Annotated in this window: 16 protein-coding genes; 7 read left to right on the top strand and 9 right to left on the bottom strand. The window is 50.7% G+C overall.

Annotated features, from left to right (window positions below; genetic code table 11):
• Both IQ260_RS13495 and IQ260_RS13490 read right to left on the bottom strand, forming a co-directional pair.
• Positions 1 to 685: cell division protein FtsQ/DivIB (locus IQ260_RS13495; protein WP_193993631.1), on the bottom strand; the 685-nt coding region annotated here is incomplete at its 3' end.
• A 154-nt stretch (positions 686 to 839) separates the two neighbouring features.
• Positions 840 to 1,271, bottom strand: coding sequence for a hypothetical protein (locus IQ260_RS13490; protein ID WP_193993630.1), 432 nt, complete (start codon positions 1,269 to 1,271; stop codon positions 840 to 842).
• A gap of 151 nt (positions 1,272 to 1,422) precedes the next feature.
• Here IQ260_RS13490 and psaK point away from each other — a divergent pair, with 151 nt between their 5' ends.
• Positions 1,423 to 1,686 (top strand): photosystem I reaction center subunit PsaK, encoded by a 264-nt coding sequence (gene psaK, locus IQ260_RS13485; RefSeq protein WP_193993629.1) that lies wholly within the window; start codon positions 1,423 to 1,425, stop codon positions 1,684 to 1,686.
• Positions 1,687 to 1,879: 193 nt separating this feature from the next.
• Here psaK and IQ260_RS13480 read toward each other — a convergent pair whose 3' ends face one another.
• Positions 1,880 to 2,185, bottom strand: a complete 306-nt coding sequence (locus IQ260_RS13480; RefSeq protein WP_193993628.1) for a thioredoxin family protein — start codon at positions 2,183 to 2,185, stop codon at positions 1,880 to 1,882.
• Positions 2,186 to 2,224: 39 nt separating this feature from the next.
• On the bottom strand, positions 2,225 to 4,693 hold the full coding sequence (locus IQ260_RS13475; protein WP_228016004.1) for an ATP-dependent helicase: 2,469 nt from the start codon (positions 4,691 to 4,693) through the stop codon (positions 2,225 to 2,227).
• 171 nt (positions 4,694 to 4,864) lie between these two features.
• Between IQ260_RS13475 and IQ260_RS13470 the strand changes: the two genes are divergently transcribed.
• Both IQ260_RS13470 and IQ260_RS13465 read left to right on the top strand, forming a co-directional pair.
• Positions 4,865 to 5,032, top strand: coding sequence for a hypothetical protein (locus IQ260_RS13470; protein WP_193993627.1), 168 nt, complete (start codon positions 4,865 to 4,867; stop codon positions 5,030 to 5,032).
• Positions 5,033 to 5,036: 4 nt separating this feature from the next.
• Positions 5,037 to 5,306 carry a hypothetical protein gene (locus IQ260_RS13465; protein ID WP_193993626.1) on the top strand — a complete coding sequence of 90 codons (270 nt, stop codon included), beginning with the start codon at positions 5,037 to 5,039 and terminating at the stop codon, positions 5,304 to 5,306.
• Positions 5,307 to 5,429: 123 nt separating this feature from the next.
• Here the strand turns inward: IQ260_RS13465 and IQ260_RS13460 are convergent, their stop codons facing one another.
• Positions 5,430 to 6,503 carry a formylglycine-generating enzyme family protein gene (locus IQ260_RS13460; protein ID WP_193993625.1) on the bottom strand — a complete coding sequence of 358 codons (1,074 nt, stop codon included), beginning with the start codon at positions 6,501 to 6,503 and terminating at the stop codon, positions 5,430 to 5,432.
• Between the two features lie 145 nt (positions 6,504 to 6,648).
• Complete coding sequence (locus tag IQ260_RS13455) at positions 6,649 to 8,376, bottom strand: ABC transporter ATP-binding protein (protein WP_193993624.1); 1,728 nt, start codon at positions 8,374 to 8,376, stop codon at positions 6,649 to 6,651.
• Between the two features lie 932 nt (positions 8,377 to 9,308).
• On the opposite strand from IQ260_RS13455, the gene IQ260_RS13450 reads away from it, so the two are divergent.
• A complete protein-coding gene (locus IQ260_RS13450) occupies positions 9,309 to 11,351 on the top strand; it encodes a hypothetical protein (RefSeq protein WP_193993623.1) in 2,043 nt (680 codons plus the stop codon).
• Between the two features lie 297 nt (positions 11,352 to 11,648).
• A complete protein-coding gene (locus IQ260_RS13445; RefSeq protein WP_193993622.1) occupies positions 11,649 to 12,326 on the top strand; it encodes a hypothetical protein in 678 nt (225 codons plus the stop codon).
• 19 nt (positions 12,327 to 12,345) lie between these two features.
• On the opposite strand, the gene IQ260_RS13440 is transcribed toward IQ260_RS13445, so the two are convergent.
• Both IQ260_RS13440 and IQ260_RS13435 read right to left on the bottom strand, forming a co-directional pair.
• A complete protein-coding gene (locus IQ260_RS13440) occupies positions 12,346 to 13,389 on the bottom strand; it encodes a M42 family metallopeptidase (RefSeq protein WP_193993621.1) in 1,044 nt (347 codons plus the stop codon).
• A 1-nt stretch (position 13,390) separates the two neighbouring features.
• Positions 13,391 to 13,612, bottom strand: coding sequence for a hypothetical protein (locus tag IQ260_RS13435; RefSeq protein WP_193993620.1), 222 nt, complete (start codon positions 13,610 to 13,612; stop codon positions 13,391 to 13,393).
• Between the two features lie 155 nt (positions 13,613 to 13,767).
• On the opposite strand from IQ260_RS13435, the gene IQ260_RS13430 reads away from it, so the two are divergent.
• Positions 13,768 to 14,454 (top strand): glutathione S-transferase N-terminal domain-containing protein, encoded by a 687-nt coding sequence (locus IQ260_RS13430; RefSeq protein ID WP_193993619.1) that lies wholly within the window; start codon positions 13,768 to 13,770, stop codon positions 14,452 to 14,454.
• A 144-nt stretch (positions 14,455 to 14,598) separates the two neighbouring features.
• Positions 14,599 to 15,519: a LysR family transcriptional regulator gene (locus IQ260_RS13425; protein ID WP_193993618.1), complete on the top strand. Its 921-nt coding sequence runs from the start codon at positions 14,599 to 14,601 to the stop codon at positions 15,517 to 15,519.
• Between the two features lie 743 nt (positions 15,520 to 16,262).
• On the opposite strand, the gene IQ260_RS13420 is transcribed toward IQ260_RS13425, so the two are convergent.
• Positions 16,263 to 16,825 (bottom strand): pyridoxal phosphate-dependent aminotransferase (locus IQ260_RS13420; protein WP_193993617.1); only part of this gene is annotated, 563 nt, incomplete at its 5' end.

The following is a 16,825-nucleotide window of genomic DNA, read 5'->3' as shown; positions in this document are numbered from 1 at the left end:
TCTGAGAGATCTGGGTTGGATTTTTTTGCAGTGCCTGATAGATGGCTGGCCAATCTTTCTGATAGGCAGGACGCATGCCCTGGACCTGCAAGTCGGGCTCATCGGCACCTAGCTGGGTAAAGCTGCTGTAGGGCATCCAATAGCCGTTGGCATCCAGCAGACCCATTTGGGAAAAGCTTCGGGGATCGTCATTTAATGATGTAATGGCCGCTTCAGTATTGGGCAGTGCGATCGCAACAGGTGTTCGTTCTTGAATGCGAACATTGAGCCCCGGCGGCAGCAGGCGACGGCGCACAATGGCCGTGGCAATCGGTCCCTCGGTGATCAGGGTGGTTTCTAAATCCAGGGGATGCACCTTGAGGAGAGACAGGGGATAATCCATGGCCATGAGCTTATAAACTGCCTCATCTGACAGCAGCCGATTGCCACTCAGGTGCACCTGTTCAGCAGACGTCAGCTGCCAGCGGCTAGATGTGGCCAGACTGATACAGCCCATCGTTAATCCCACCATTGCCGTATGCCGCCATAGCTTTTGCCAAAAAAGCGTTTGCCGTCGGCGTTTGAGGTCTTTTCGACGATTGGCTAGTTTTTTTTGAGAAAATTCGGTGATGTCTGGCATGGAAAATCGGGATGTGGGTGCCAGTAGAGAGCTAACAACGCTGGGAGGGCTAGCTGGAGAATTCATTTAAGCATCCAGACCTCCCAATAGTGCAGGTATTCTGACACTTCTTTGAAAAAAAGTCTCAACCTGGATAATCTTTCATGCCATTCCCCGTCAGGGATCAGTGCTAATACCTAACTACTTGCTCGTTAGCCTTCGATCAGGTCTTTGGCGCTACTCACACCTGATCTTCAGCCGATGTTAGCGTTTTGACCAAAAATCCATGCCACTGTTTTGCCAAGTCCGTATCTGTAAAGGGAATTTGTGGCGTACTGCCATCCTCTAGGTTGAGTTGGATGATGGCTTCGCTCTTTTGAGTCTGGTGGTTAACGGTTTGACTCATGGGTCCCTCCCCCTTAACCAGCAGCTCAATGCTGCCTACGAGATCAAGCTGAGCGCTTTGTAAGTCAGTGATCCCCTGGCGAGTGGGTCGTCCCCAGGTGAGGGTGCGCTCAGTCTGCCCTAGGGCTGCATAGATGTCGTATTTGGCCCGCTCAAACTGTGTGGCCCACTGTTTGTAGGTCTCAACTTTTTGGTATTCATTCCAGCCAGCCCAGGTGATCCAAAAAAAGAAGATCAGCAACGGTAGCCAAAGTAAGCCGTGCACCATAAGCATTTATGCTCCCATTGTAAATTCTTGCAACGAGGCGGTCGTTCAGATTACACGTTGATTAAAGATGATGACAAGGTTTGTACTTAGTTTGCGCTAAGTCGGCCCTCAAGCTTCCAAAACCATACTATTTCTGAGAGGAGACGGTAAATTGCTTTACTTACCTTCTTTATTGGCAGTGGCTCCGGCCACTGTTTCCTGGAGCCCCAAGGTGGGTCTCGTCATGATTATTTGTAACGTGATTGCGATCGCAATCGGTAGCTACGGGATTAAGAACAAGAATACTGGCCTTGGTCTGCCTTCCTCCGAGCTTTTCGGCGGTATGGGCCACGGTGCCATGTTGGGGTGCACTAGTCTAGGGCACGTTATCGGTGCTGGAGCCATCATCGGCTTGTCTAGTATCGGTGTGCTCTAGGGGGAATTACCTCTAGATCCGAGTAGGTACTTATATTCAGTGGGCTATCTGGCCAATCTGGCTAGATGGTCCGCTGTGGCATCCTCAAATAACATTTCACGTTTAACAACATTATCTTTTCACGAGAGGCTGGGGATTGCGGACCCCAGCTTTTTTTTGAGCGGGCGCTCGGCTGTACGTTTTGTGGAGTGTCTTACCCAACCACGGCCTGCAGCCGTTTCCGAAACTCTCCCTTTGGATGACCGCCCTTGACGGTGCCCAAAATTTGGAACTCCCCTTCCGGTTCTTCGCAGACAATATAGGTAGGCCAACCCATGTCTGCCTTGTCAGGATACTCCGCCAGCAAAATTTTGCGATACTTACGGTAGGTGGCGGTGTCCTGCATTTTGATATCGACGAAGGTTAGCCCCAGTTCATCAGCTACCTTGGCATCATAAAAGGACATTTTGTGGCAGATGCCACAGTCTTCAGACGAAAATTTTAGAACCGCTCTAGCCATGGCATTTTTTAGCAGGGTGAAAATTACATGCTTTTAATTCTAAAGCTGTTCCGTGCCTGACTCCCGCAAGAACTTACCCAAGACCGGTAGGACCGGACAGGGGGCTGTTTCTTGTAAATTATCTGGATTACTCCAGGCAAAGGGGGCCTTTTGGGCCGCACTCATCCATAACAGACGTTTGGCACGGGTCATGGCGACATAGAGTAGGCGGAATTCTTCAGCTTTTTTAAGATCGTTGGCACGGTGCCAGGCCGTGGGAATATCGGGAATGGATGGGTGGCCGTGGACATAGGCGCGAATCTGGGCACGGGCCACATCGGGTAGGGAAACAGTTCCAAGAAACTCGGTTTGAGGAGGGACCCAAGGTTCGCCAGGGATGAGTTTGGCATGGAGAAAGGGAATAAAGACCGCATCCCAGTCCAGACCCTTGGCTTTGTGCATGGTGATAATGGTGAGCTGTCCCGGTCGGGTGTATTGGGCTTCGGTGTCTTCTGCTTCAATGGCGTCGAACCGTTCAGAACTGACAATTTCCTGCAGCACGCCAATCATCGTGCTGGGGCTGCTATCTGAAATTTGCTGGGCGATACGAGCTGCTAGCTTATCGGCGGTGGCCAGCTCACTTTGGTTGTAGTTGAGGGTGGTGCCCAGAAAGGGAATCAGATGATAGGGCGGCAGATTGAACCGGGCGCGCAGCAGACTGTTGCAGTAGCGTCGTGCCTGTAAGGCGGCTTCGGTGGTCAGTGGGGGGTGAAGTGGCCCCGGATAGAGAAACTGTTCAGGATTGGTCGCTAGAGGGTTGAGGTCTTGGGTAGGAATGCATTGACGATCGACGAGGACACGGAGGGCTGCTTTGAGATAGTCGGGGGAATGGGGGCGCTCAATAAACTGCAGCAGTCGCAACATTTCTAGGGGGACTTGGGTGTTGCGATCGCGACTGCCCACATCATAGATTTTTAGCCCGGTGGTCTCAACAAAGTCAAAACCCAACCGCTCAGGATCGTCTAGCAGTTCTCGAATAAATCGACCTTGACGATTTTCCCGCACTAGCACTGCCAGGGTAGGCGCTTCTGCTGGCATTGTGTTCGCGTCTTTCCAGTCAGCTATCAGTCCTTTGACACGCTCAGCAATTTGCTGAACGGAGGCGGTCACGTCAGCAGGTTTCATCAACTCCACCCCCTGCCCCAAGGGAGCCGGATTAGCATTAGGTTGCGGATCGTCGGGCGGCACTGGCAAAATAGCTTGCTCTCGAAAGGGGGCAGTGGTGCTAGAAAACTGCTGGTTGACCCAGGTGAGGACATAGTTGGCAGCGGTCATAATGACTGGGCTGCTGCGGCCAGCCTGGGCGATGGTGGCCAGCCGTTCTGGCCGATTGGCGTCACAAAACTGATTAAAGAACACCGGGTCGGCAGGCGTAAACGTGGAATTGATCGCCTGATTGGGGTCACCGACCCGGACCAGGTTAGCTCCCCTAGACCCTCCTGGGAGGAGGGAGCTTTTTTCGCTAGCCTCCCTGGTTTGGGAAGGCTTTTTCGAAGGGGAACTCATCTCAAAGTCCGCCAAACTTGGGGGACTTAGGGGGCCTGAATAATTGACTGCTGCCTGGTCAGACTCTGGATTTGCCGCCAGTTTCTCCAGTAATTGTGTCTGCAACGGCGATGAATCCTGGGCTTCATCTTCAAACACTGCAAATATTTGAGTTTGCCAGCGACGACAGATATCTGGATCGTCCAAGGCCTTGAGCGCCGCCAAAATCATGTCGTCATAATCGATCAGTCCTCGCTGGCTGAGCAGGGCTTGGTACTGCTCGTAGAGACCTGCGGCCACCTCTAATAATTCGTAGATATTGGGGGGAGCCTGGTGCCCGATGAGGCTGATATCAGCAGGCTGCAGCCCAGAGCTTTTGGCTTCATGGATAGCGGTATAGGCTAGAGCAGGCAGCACCTCTGTGCGCAACACCGACTGTCGCCGCAGGCGTTCGGTTTCTTCGCCATCAAAGCTCTGGCCTTCCATCAGGCGTTGATACATCTGGGGTTGGTCGTAAATCCAGGCTTCGACAGCGGTGCGGATCAGCCGGTTGCTTTGGTTGGGGGAGACCAGTGTGGTGGTGTCAAGGTTGATACCGGAGACTTCGGGGTTGTGGGTGGCGATGTTGAGGGCTAACCCGTGCAGTGTATGGACAACAAAGCTGTTATAGGGCAGGTTGAGTTCCTTGAGATGCTGGCGGACTTTGGCCTTGAGGTTGGCTGCGGCTGAGCGAGTAAAGGTGACGAGAACTAGCTGTTTGCGGGCGTGGAGCTGAAACTGGGCAATTGCGATCGCAGCCCCAGCTGCCATACCTGTGGACTTGCCCGAACCAGGCACTGCCGATACGGCCAGTGGCCCACCGTGCCAGTCGGCCAAGCGACGTTGGCCAGGACGCAGGCTATCGCGCAATAGCTGAAGTTGTTCAGTCCGATCGGATACGACCATGGGCGCTAGATGAAACTCCCAGATGAAACTCTCAGCCATAGGGTACTGCACTAAACCCCAGGTGAAACCTGGGGTTTTTCCCTTAGTCAAACAGAGAACGAACAGAGGATAAAAAACTATAGTGCTGGATATTCAACCAGTTATGTCCAGAATGCTGTAAAAAACGGTTGCCCCTCTACAATTAGAACCAGACCCTGTCCGGCGATGGCTATGATGAATTTTTCTGAACGTATGATCGCAATCCTTGGCAGCGTTATGTTTGGAATCGGGTTGCTATTTACGGCTATTAGTCTGATCCCCAATCGTGAGGTCTCTGGTGTAGCTGCACTCCTGATGGGGGGCGGTGTGGGGTTGATTTTGATGGCATCTAGGGAGTAGACCGATGAATGGCAAACAGTTAAAACGGCGAGAGCCAACGATGCACAAGTCCCCCATGTCCCCTAAATATCCGCACGATAGACGCTATGTGATGGGCAAAGGCATAGCCCTGTGTGCAGTGGCATTTGTATTAATTTTTGCAGCCAGTGGTCACTCCGGGCGGTTGATTGGTTCAGCCTATCCCTTGCTTGATTCTCATCCAGGTCAATTTGCCGCCTATTTCTTCGCAGGGTTTGCCGGGATTTGTGGTCTAGACCTGATTCGAAGAAGTTAGCTCAGAGCACTGATGCGTTGCGGCTATCGCCTAGCACATTCTACTTAGTGTTGTTTATGCGCGCTTCCACCATCTGAGTTTGGACGAATTAATAAAAGTCTCTGCCTTATTAAGGAGACAACATCAAACAATCGGCTCACAGACTACCCGAAAACCACAAGAGTTGCTGTGTCCGGTGAGGCTGTTTTTGTCGCGGGCAGCGGAACGACAGTAGGGTGTGTCGTTAAACCACGAGCCTCCTCGCATCACCTTAGAGGCAGCGCCACCGGACATCCAAGGCTTGGCATCCGTGGGGGCTCCTTTATAACTATCGTGATAGTCGTCAGCACACCACTCATAAACATTGCCATGCATGTTATACAGCCCAAATGCATTGGGCCAGAAGCTGTCAGCGGCCACCGGAGTGTTGCGATAATTCTCTTCAAAATTTTCAGTAAAGCTAAAATCTGCAAAGAAATTAGCAATGTCTGTTGTCAATTCCTCACCAAAATAAAAAGAGTTTGTTGTCCCAGCCCGACAGGCATACTCCCACTCGGCTTCGCTGGGTAGACGATAGGTGCGTCCCGTCAGCTTACTGAGTTCTTTGCAAAACGTATCAGCCTGGTTCCAGGTGATTTGCTCTACCGGTAGATTGGCCCCATCTTTACCGTCATCATCGGTAAAGTAAGACGGATTATCCCCCATAACGGCTTCGTACTGTCTTTGGGTAATCACAAAGGCACCTATGTAGAAGCTGGGCACCTGAATCGTCCGCTGAGGACCTTCTTGCTCTTCCCGCTGGGCTTCTGTCGGAGGCGAGCCCATCAAAAACTCCCCCGCCGGTATGCGCACCATACGCAGAGGCAATGCTTTACTCAGCTGTGAGCGTAGGGAGGGCTCATCAAAATAATCGGCTGTGATGGATTTTTCTGAGGTGATCTGACCTTCGGCACCTACCTGGATCGTCTTGACTCTAGAGGTCTTTAGAGGGCTTCCTGTCGGCGCCATTAAATCTGCAGCCGTGCCTCGGCACCCGAGGGTAACCATGGCGCTAGCGGTCGAAAACCCTAGAAACTTTAATGCCTGCCGACGTGAGCATGGACGATTTGGGGATAGACTTTTCCAGAGTGCCTGATTCTGACATACGCCATGCTTGAGCAGGTACGTCGTACCCTCATTTTCTAGCTGCTTGATGACCCGGTAGCGACTGCCGAACATAAACTTCCTTAAGTAAGGACACCCTTGTATCCCATACCAGATAATTCGCCATAATTTCTAACAACACTGAACTCGTGGTGAAAAAAAATCAAAACCCCACCAATATGTAAAGTTTTGTAAGTGAATACCAGGACACTCTATCCCATTAGAGCTGAAACTGTTTGGTATAGAAGCTAGCGTAGCGACCTGCCTGGTGGAGCAGTTCGGTATGGGTGCCAGATTCAATAATGCGCCCTTTTTCCATTACAAGGATGCGATCGCACCGCCGCACCGTTGCTAGGCGATGGGCAATGACAAACACCGTCCGTCCTTGCATCAGTCGTTCCAGTGCTTCTTGTACTAACGCTTCTGACTCCGCATCGAGGGCAGAAGTTGCCTCATCTAGGATAAGAATTTTAGGGTTGAAGAGGATAGCCCGTGCGATCGCAATCCGCTGACGCTGCCCGCCCGATAGGTTCACCCCCCGCTCTCCCACCCAGGTGTGGTAACCCTGGGCAGACTGGCTGATAAAGTCGTGGGCATTGGCCGCCTGGGCCGCTGATTTTACATTTGCCAGGTCAAAATCAGCCTGGCCAAAGGCAATATTCTCCGCCAGGGTGCCAGAGAACAAAATAGTCTCCTGGGGCACAATGCCAATCTGTCGTCGCAGGCTTTGCAGCGTTACCTGTTGGATATTCACACCATCAATCAAAACCTCTCCTGTTGCCACATTATAAAACCGGGACAACAGATTAACTAATGTAGTTTTTCCCGCACCCGAGAGACCTACCAGGGCAATAGTCTGTCCAGGGGCAGCGGAGAGATTTACATGATCTAACACCGGCTGCTTAGGCTCATAGGCAAAGCTAACGTCGCGGTAGTCCACCTGGCCAGTGACAGCCGGTAGCGGTGTTGCGCCAGGCGCATTTTGCACCAGGGGCGTAATGTGAAAAAGCTCTAGCACCCTGTCAATGGAGGCTTCTCCCTGCTTAAACTCATTAAAGTTTTGAATCACATGATTGACCGGATCGATCAGCAACAGGGCATTGATCACATAGGTGCCAAACCCCTCGCGAGCCAGGTTGCCAAGGCTAATCTGCCAGGTGCCCACCAGCAGCAAAATCACGATCATGCCCGCATATAGAAATCCCACCACCGGAAACTGGACAGCCTGCAGCCAGGCCACCGAGTAGCGAGCATCCCGATTGTTAGCAGATGCGTGAGAGAAACGCTTAATCTCGTAGTCTTCTGCCGCAAAGGCTTGTACCAAACGAATGCCACTAAAGACCTCCGCTACCTGCGAAGAGAGATCCGCTACCTTATCTTGGCTGCGGCGGGCGGCGGTCAGCATTTTCTCGCCAAACCAACCGGACAAGACAGCCAGTAGCGGAACCAGAATCAGCGCCGTTGCCGTCAGCTGCCAGTTGAGATAAATCATGTAGCCAAAGATAACAACTAGCTGCAGTGCCGAAGGAACAAAATCATGGAAGAGTTTGTACACCACCTCGCCAATGCGATCCACATCTTCAGTCAGGCGGTAAGCTAGGTCCCCGGTTTTGGTTTGTTCGAAATAGGTGAGGCTGAGGGTTTGCAGATGACTATAGATGCGGGTGCGCAGCTGGTGAGCTACCCGAAACGCGGCCTTAGCCATGAGGGAGTCTTGACCATACTGGGCCGCCTTTTGGATTAGTAGACCGATAAGGGTAACGGCAGCGATGCGGCCAAATGTAGCGACTTGCCCTTGGACCAGAGCAGAGATGGCCAGACCGCCGAGTTTAGCGAGAATCGGCCAGTAGATAGTAAAGACCAGGGTGCAAATAAAAGCAGGAATTAGGATGGCCTGCTGGCGACGGATATAAGGTAGCAGCTGCCAGTAATGGGGGCGGTTATCCAAAGCGTGGGTCTGATGGGGATGTCATGGATTACGCTATCAGGTTTTTTGGCAAGACACATCCGCGCATCTGAACCGGTAAGGCGGCAGCTACCTGAACGTCCTCCACTCGTAAAAGGTTTACGATGACTTAGAGCGCAGCACTACACATCTAGCGCGAAGCCCCTGATATGAAACTAGAGAAACTTCCCCGCTCACAGCGGTCAACTGGCAATGGCTAATGTTTTGTTTGGCTGATATTCATGCCAGGATTTCTAGGATTGGCGATGATCATATTCGGAGGTTTTGCCGACTATGCCGTTCTCAAATGTACGCGCATCAGTCCTCAGCAAGGCGATTGTAGTTTCGTCAGAGTAAGCCTTGGTCACCCTTACTACTACCGTTTTCCAATCACTGAACTCAAAGGCGTGAACTTACAGCGTCGACCAAGAGGCATCAGCCGACTCATGATTCAAACCTCATCTAAACGGATTCCTCTGACTGTTTACTATAGTGATGGTTGGCAAAAACAAAATCAACAGAGGTCAACGATTCAGGCGTTTATCAACAATGTTGACTCCGATTCGCTCACAGTCAGAAGCTGGCCGTCCTGGGCACTAACTTTTCTTATTCCCATTGCATTCTTCCACCTAATGCTATTCCTTCTGGTATGTGCTGCAATATTGGGCTGGAATCAGCCGAGGAGGAGATGACCCAGTCATGGAAATCCCTCATGGAGAGGGTTTAGGGGGAATGTACTGTGCTTTTAAGAGGATTTGAAAGATAGGAGAACTAAAACTTCAGCAGAACTTCGAAGTAAATTGAAGTCCGCATCACCATACTCTGGGGCAGATTGACCTAAAACTATAGGGGTGTATCTCAACATGATCGAGGCTGAGCTTCAGCCCCGGTCTAAATCATCCTTGAGTTGTCCCCTAGACATTTTTTCTAAATTCATGACAGCCCTCAATCCTATTCTGAATTTTCTAACTCAGCCTTCAAGTGCTGATGCGACTGCCATTCTCCCCCTGGAATTAACCAGCGACGGGCAAGATGACACATCGTTATTGCAAAATCTTAATGCGGCATTCCTGATTATTTTGGCGGGTGAAACTCACCCCAGTTTTGCTAAAGCCCATACATATCTAGATAAACTATCCGCTTCACCCGATTGGGGCAAAGCAGCTAAATTTTATGCCCAAAGTGCGCAGCTGATCGCCCAAGAACTGGAGCAGGCCTGCGGCCAAGATGCTGAATTTAAGGCCAATCTAGACCAGATGGCCGCCACTCTAGCAGACACGGCTGGAGACACTGTGGCTACAGCCAATGCAGTGTGGTCCGTACTCTTCCCTGAAGGTACGGGCATCTGGGGACAGGAAGCTGAGCGGGTAGATGCTTTACGGGAAAAGCGTACAGTTGCCATTGACCATCTCAACCCTAATCCCATTGAAAACCCGGCTAAGCAAGTATTGTTTACCTCCAATGCGCTGCTGACCATGCCGTTGGCCTCGACCGATCTATCAGAGTTTGATGCTGATTTCCAAGCTGAGCTAGCAGAGGCTGCCGATGATCCTCAGCTTTACTGGTACGATCACCCCATTCCCATTGGTATTGGCGAAGAGTGCAATGAAATTCTCTATGGTCTCAAGCACCTAAACCATGCTGTCGAGTTTGAGCGTGAGCAATCCGGTATTACTGACAAAGTAAACTGCGTGCTGTCGGTGTCTGTCACCCATGAGCGCCTGCAAACCTTGGGTAAAAGCTATCTAAAACAGGTGCTAGCTGCCAGTGAGCCTTTGGAACAGCTCAATATTTTTGCCTTTACCGAGACGGACACCACTAGTCTGATCGACAAGGTATTACTGCCTATTCTGGAGCATTTTGCTCCCGATGAAGATGCCAAAAAAATGCTGGCCGTGTTTGGTGTGGATGGTCGCTATGGTCGGCACTACAGCTTTCTCAAGGCCATCTCTGCTCTGTGGAATTCCCTGGTAGATCCGGACATTAAGGCCACCTTTAAGATTGACCTCGATCAGGTCTTTCCTCAAGCTGAGCTGCTGGAGCAAACAGGGGCCACCGCCTTTGGCCATCTGCAGACGCCGCTATGGGGTGCTACGGGGCAGGACTCTTCCGGGCAACCCATTGAATTGGGGATGATTGCAGGGGCACTGGTCAATCAGCGGGATATCCACAACGGAGTCTTTACCCCTGATGTGACGGTTCCTGACCCAAAGCTCAGTCCTGATGAGTATGTGTTCTTTAGCAAACTGCCCCAGGCGCTGTCTACAGAGGCGGAAATGATGACTCGCTATGCAACGGGGACAGACTTTGATGGGGAAACTAAGGCTATCCAACGGATCCATGTGACGGGTGGTACCAACGGCATTCTGGTGGACAGTCTGCGCCGCTATCGTACATTTACCCCTAGCTTTATTGGTCGGGCGGAAGACCAGGCTTATATTCTGTCGGCCCGTGGGCAGCAGCCAAACCTAGGCTATGCCCATGCATCTGGTTTGATCATGCGCCATGACAAAGAAGGCTTTGCCCAGGAAGCCATTGCTATGGCAAAAGTGGGTAAGCAGGTGGGCGATTATCTACGGATTTTGTTGTTCTCTGCCAATGCCAATGCTCTCCCTGAGGAGATTGGCAGTATTAAGTCAGACATTGATCCCTTTACAGGGTGTTTTGTCTCCCAGCTACCCATTACCGTGGCTATGTTGAGATTTTCCCTCAAGGTGGCGAATCTGTTTAATGCCGGTAAGTCGGATGAAGCAACTGAGTTTATCAATACGGGTGTCTCCCAATTGCAGGAAGGTTTGGACTTTATTCAAGGAGACCCGAGTGAATTGCAACAAACTTATGAGCATGAGGAGGCTGGCTGGCAGTTGTTTTATCAGGCTCTAGACACTGTTGAAAAGTCTCTGCAGGCTGGTGAAGATTGGGCTCTAGGTGTACAAAAAGAGACGCAGAGAATTGTGGAAAATTGCCGCGTTAACTAGTGCTAACCTCATGAACTATTGGTTTATTTGCCGATAGCTGAATCTTAGCGTTGTGGCGAAATCGGCTAATTTTTGATGAAAGCCCGAAAAACATTTATGTTTTTCGGGCTTTTGCTGTCTGCTGCTGTGATGATTCTAAGTCTGATGAACTTTTGGGTAGCTTTCAGAATCCGTACAGGCAAGGTTTCTTAGAAGATTCTATAGAGCTATCAAAGCTGTGGGGAATCATGGAGTGACGTTTGTAGTCTAGTTAGGCTAGTCCTGCACTTTGCTGGATTGCACCAGTAGTCAATATTCATGCAAGATAAGATGCACGCTCGAAAATCCTATACTGCTTTGCTTCTGTTGTCTGTTGGCGTGCTTAGTCTAGGCTGCACACCCACAGATAGTAACCAAGTCACACTGGAGACTGATTCTCGGCAAGCGAGTACCCATGCGGCTGTAGGTGCCGAAAAGTCAGCTGTGACGGTTTCCCACAGTGCTGAGGCCCTAGTTTCAGTTAATACGGCTGCAGAGTCTGAACAATTAGCTGAGTCAGTTTCTGCTCAGAGCCAAGCGCCAGATCAGACGATAGATACGAAAGACATGTCTGTGCCTGAGCAGTCTGATGCTTCTGATTCTAAAGATACATCTGCAGCTGCTCAGGCTGATTCTGTTGACATTGCTCAGCATAATCAAAACCAAAACTCCCTGCCTGAGATTATTACGGGTATGGAAGCTGGTATGCCCTATGCTGAGGCCCGTGCTCTGATTGATCAAACTATTTGGGCTCCAAAAACTCATCCTCCGCTTGACACTGTCAGTACCTCTGTACAAAATATGCGGGACTTAGGCTATGAGGAGGTGAGAGACTGTGCGGGTACGGGTCTTGGTCTATGCCGGATGGAGTTTATTGAGCGCGAGGGTCTGGTTTTGGTCATTATCGTGACGACATCTGAAGCGGAACCTATGGTTTGGACCTGGGATGTGGAATAGACTGCCTGCTCTGTCTGTTTTAAGGATGGTTTAGATATGCGGTGAGAACGGTGAGGCAGTTTGCGATCGCACCCAAATCCGCAATTTCATAGCCGTGGGTATTCTGGGTGGGAAAACTCAAACAGGCCCCCCGTGGCACATGGCCAAACTTCGTCGCAATCGATGCATCACTGCCAAACTGAGAGACCACCGCCTGCTGTAGATTAATGCCAACCGTCGCCGCTGCTGAAAGCAGCTCTTGATTGAGTAACTCATCATAAAGACCATAGCTGTCCTGGGCAAACAACACTGGCCTCGGCCCATCTACAATCGGATACTCCTTGGCCAGGGGACAAATTTCTAAGGCAATTAGCCGACTCAGCCGCTGTCGCTGACTAAAATACAGCGCCCCGATAGCCCCGACTTCTTCTTTAGCAGAGGCCACCAAATACACATCGACGGCAGGTGTCTTAACCTGTTCTGCCAAGCCTAACAAAATAGCCACCGACGCTTTGTTGTCTAGGGTATAGCTAGCAATGTGGTCCCCTAAACGAAAAGGCCGTTTGCGATGCTTGCCGACCACCATACGAGTTCCGGGACGAATCCCCGCCCTGACTAATTCTGGTGTCGAGAGTTTAGTCTCAACCCAGGCCGTCTCCCATAGAACAGCTTTATTGTCCTGTTGGGATTTGTGAGGAGACTCATGGGAAACATGCCGAGAACCAAAGCTGAGAATGCCAGAGATTGTTTCTTTGTCACCTAAGAGATCCACAACACCTTCTCCATAGACCCAGGGGTAAGAACCTCCTAAGCGTCTAACCTGGAGTCTGCCGCCCGCTTCAATCCCTTTTACCAGCCCACCAATCTCATCCTTGTGGGCCGTCACAGCAATGGCTCCCTCACTGGTGCGGCCTGGGATTTTAACAACAATATTGTCAGCTTCATCCTGCCAATGCTCGACATCAAGACGATCTAACCACTGCTGAATATAGCGATTCACCTCATTTTCCACACCGCTGGGAGAATGACACAGGACTAACTCCTCAATTACCGTAAAAAATCGGTCCGCATCCCAGGTGCTCATGCTACGCCTCCGCTTGGGCTCTCACTAGACTTTGTACCAAATTTTCTAGTTTTTCTTCAGAGCAGCACTCAATCAACGCCTCAAATACGTCAAATAGTTTGGCCGCCTCGTCACCATGCATGGGGCTCAGGCCCCACACATCCTGCACCCAGTCTTTGGGAGCGGTTTCTTCAAAAATTATTCGCTCTAATAGCTGTTTGGATTCCGCTTTTGATAGTGCCATGGGCTGTGCTCCCTAATGCAACCGTTCTATCCTGCCATAGTCTGAGCTTCGACTTCGCTCAGCTATCAGGAGGCGAAGCCGACTGAGCGAAGTCGAAGTCAACTCTTAAAACTCACGCTACAATAGTTCAATGTTTTCGTACAAAGCATCGAATCATGATCGACCTCTACTATTGGACCACCCCCAACGGCCACAAGATCACGATTTTTTTAGAAGAAGCGAACGTTCCTTACACCATTCACCCCATCAATATTGGTAAGGGAGATCAGTTCCAGCCTGAGTTTCTCAAAATTGCTCCCAATAACAGGATTCCAGCTATTGTAGACCCGGAGCCCACGGACGGCGGCGACCCCATTAGCCTGTTTGAGTCGGGGGCAATTTTGCAGTATCTAGCGGAGAAAACGGGGCAGTTTTTACCCGCAGACGTGCGGGGGCGAGCTGAGGTCATGCAGTGGCTCTACTGGCAGATGGGAGGTCTGGGGCCCATGCTGGGGCAAAATCATCATTTTTCGGGCTATGCCCCTGAAAAAATTCCCTATGCCATCAAGCGCTATGTTAAAGAAACAGCCCGTCTCTACGGTGTGCTCAATCGGCGTTTAGCCGATCGTGAGTATGTGGCTGGGAACTACTCCATCGCCGACATGTCAATGTATCCCTGGATTGTGCCCTATGAAAATCAGGGGCAAGATCTAAACGATTTTCCCCACCTGCAGCGCTGGTTTGAGGCGATTAAGGCCCGTCCTGCAGTGCAGAAAGCCTATGCGCAAGCAAAGACGGTCAATCCTTCCCCCAAGTCTTTCTCTGACGATGAGAAGAAGCTGCTATTTAATCTAGAAAAATAGAGATTATCCCTAGGGGCATCATCTGGTGGGTGCCCTGCTTTGCCGTAACTCCCATAAACCCATTCCATGGACGCTATCAGTGGATTCCATGGGTGAATGGTCTAGAACTTGGCACAATGGGTGGGGTTATTCTGCAAAGACACCATGGCACAGGATCGCTTAGGGCAACTAAAACCCTCGCAGCTGCGAGTACTGATCGCTGTGGCTGATGGGGGCAGTTTTAGTGAGGCAGCCCTGCAGTTGCAGCTATCACAGTCGGCTGTGAGCTATGCCATCGCCACATTAGAAGAAGATTTGGGAGTGGTGCTGTTTTCTCGGGGGCGCTATGGGGCGGTGCCCACCCCGGTGGGGCAGCAAATTGTTGAGCGGGCGCGCCATGTGCTGCATCTGATTGCGGATATTTATCAGCAGGCTAACCTGGCCAAAGGCTTTGAAGGCGGGCAATTAAGAATTGCAGCGTTTCGCAGTGCCGCCACCCACATTTTACCGGAGGTGATGGCCCAGTATTGTCAGCGGTATCCTGCGATCGCAATCACCATTGCCGAATATGACGACCGCCCCGACGTAGAGGCCGACTTACGCAAAGGCAAGGCTGATGTGGGCATTACCTACCTACCCCATGCCCCCGATTTAGAAGCCTCCAAGCTGACGCGAGATGAGTTTGTCGTTCTGTTTCCGCCGGATGTCGTTCTGCCAGATCCCCTCACCTGGGAAGTCCTCACATCCCACCCACTGATCATGGCGCCCGATGGCGATAGCTGTGATGCCATGGTGATCCACCATGGTCGCCAGTATGGTGTTGAGCTTAAACCTACCTATCAAATTCGCTCTGACGCCACCATTGTCAATATGGTAGCCAAAGGTCTAGGGGCAGCCATATCCCCCCGCTTGGCGGCTGAACCGATTCCTGCTGGTGTGCAGGTACACAGTCTACCAGAACCGTTCTATCGCACTATTTGTGTCGCCACTCTAGCCGATGCCTTGCTAACGCCCCCCGTCTTTGCGTTTATGGACATGCTAAAAGATGCTATGGGCCAGGTTCCAGTGACGACTGTGAATCGGTAAAAAAAAATCTCCCTTGCTAATTGCTCGGGAGATTATTAACAGGATATTTTGGAGACACTACATCCATAGCCACGTGCATATGGCTGTGCTACCAGAACCGAGCGGTGCCGTACTTAATAGCGATTGTGGATTGCGGTGTTACTCCATGATTTAGTGTTGTTGATAACTTAACTTGTTTTATTGTTCTCTTCTCCAGTACTTAAGAGTAAATTTATAATCTCCAGGTCATAAATAGGACGATTTTCCCTATCAATATCGGCAATGTAGTTTTTACGGTTCTTGGTTCGAGAGATTATATTTGTTTTCTCCGCAATCGTTCGGATACCTACGTGTCTAGCCTGATAGCTGAAATATTAAAAGAGATTCTACGGCGCTGTTGGGTAGTACCCAAGTCGCGGCTGTTAATAACAGATGTTAGGTAATCGTGATTGAACTCTTCTCTGTTACCAGATCGACTTCTCTGAATCCCTGTCAAAGAGAAAAATCTCCCCCGTATGACACCGGAGAGATTTTAGTTGACAGGATATTTGGAGACACTGAAATTCAGTAATTACCGGCGGAGACAATACTATCTACCACCGTTGTCTGGTAAATGACACCTCTGAAATACTGAGATTTCTAGCGTTGCTCCAGGGTTTAGTTTCATATATTAATGTATCTAAATGTGTTGATGTTTGTCATTATCCAAAGGTGGAGTATTGTAGCTGGTCTGGGTGTTCTTAATCACGTGCATTGCAGCTGTTCTATAGCAGGTCGGCTAGGGTGTCTAATAGCTGCCGGTGTTGTTCTGGTGTGCCTACAGTGATGCGTAGCTTGTCGGCAGCACAGTGTCTAACCCAAATCCCATTTTTCTGCAGGGCGTCGTGCAGTCTTTTCGCCTCACCATGGGTAGCAAGGACGAAGTTGCCATGGGACGGGGGAACTTGAAACCCTAATGATTGTAAGGCTGTGGTTAGGTATTGCCGGTCGGTTTTAATTTGGGCGACCCGTTGATTTTTATAGGCTTGGTCAGCTATGGCGGCGGCGGCTACTCGGTTTGCGATCGCATCCACACCGTAGCTGTCCTTCACCTTAAATAAGCCTGATAGTAAGCTGGGCTGGGCGATCCCAAACCCAAAGCGCAGTCCGGCCAAACCATATCCTTTAGATAGGGTGCGTATGACGATCACATGGTCATAGGTATGCACTAGGCTCAATGCCGATTCCTCTGCAAAGTCCACATAGGCTTCGTCAATGACTAATACCCCCTGCACCGCATTGGCCAGCTGTTTTAGCTCGATCAGGGGCACCTGATGACCAGATGGAC

Source organism: Leptolyngbya cf. ectocarpi LEGE 11479 (assembly GCF_015207065.1).
Lineage (GTDB): Bacteria > Cyanobacteriota > Cyanobacteriia > Phormidesmidales > Phormidesmidaceae > Leptothoe > Leptothoe ectocarpi.
Note: the sequence above shows the minus strand (reverse complement) of the source record. Positions and strands in the feature narration are given on the sequence as shown.

What these genes read in the sequence shown, in the direction of transcription:
- IQ260_RS13480 (WP_193993628.1), bottom strand. Translation starts at nt 2,185, where the DNA reads ATGGCTAGAGCGGTTCTAAAATTTTCGTCTGAAGACTGTGGCATCTGC.
- IQ260_RS13440 (WP_193993621.1), bottom strand. Translation starts at nt 13,389, where the DNA reads ATGAGCACCTGGGATGCGGACCGATTTTTTACGGTAATTGAGGAGTTA.
- IQ260_RS13425 (WP_193993618.1), top strand. Translation starts at nt 14,599, where the DNA reads ATGGCACAGGATCGCTTAGGGCAACTAAAACCCTCGCAGCTGCGAGTA.
- IQ260_RS13465 (WP_193993626.1), top strand. Translation starts at nt 5,037, where the DNA reads ATGAATGGCAAACAGTTAAAACGGCGAGAGCCAACGATGCACAAGTCC.
- IQ260_RS13445 (WP_193993622.1), top strand. Translation starts at nt 11,649, where the DNA reads ATGCAAGATAAGATGCACGCTCGAAAATCCTATACTGCTTTGCTTCTG.
- IQ260_RS13470 (WP_193993627.1), top strand. Translation starts at nt 4,865, where the DNA reads ATGATGAATTTTTCTGAACGTATGATCGCAATCCTTGGCAGCGTTATG.
- IQ260_RS13430 (WP_193993619.1), top strand. Translation starts at nt 13,768, where the DNA reads ATGATCGACCTCTACTATTGGACCACCCCCAACGGCCACAAGATCACG.
- IQ260_RS13435 (WP_193993620.1), bottom strand. Translation starts at nt 13,612, where the DNA reads ATGGCACTATCAAAAGCGGAATCCAAACAGCTATTAGAGCGAATAATT.
- IQ260_RS13490 (WP_193993630.1), bottom strand. Translation starts at nt 1,271, where the DNA reads ATGGTGCACGGCTTACTTTGGCTACCGTTGCTGATCTTCTTTTTTTGG.
- IQ260_RS13475 (WP_228016004.1), bottom strand. Translation starts at nt 4,693, where the DNA reads ATGGCTGAGAGTTTCATCTGGGAGTTTCATCTAGCGCCCATGGTCGTA.
- IQ260_RS13460 (WP_193993625.1), bottom strand. Translation starts at nt 6,503, where the DNA reads ATGTTCGGCAGTCGCTACCGGGTCATCAAGCAGCTAGAAAATGAGGGT.
- IQ260_RS13450 (WP_193993623.1), top strand. Translation starts at nt 9,309, where the DNA reads ATGACAGCCCTCAATCCTATTCTGAATTTTCTAACTCAGCCTTCAAGT.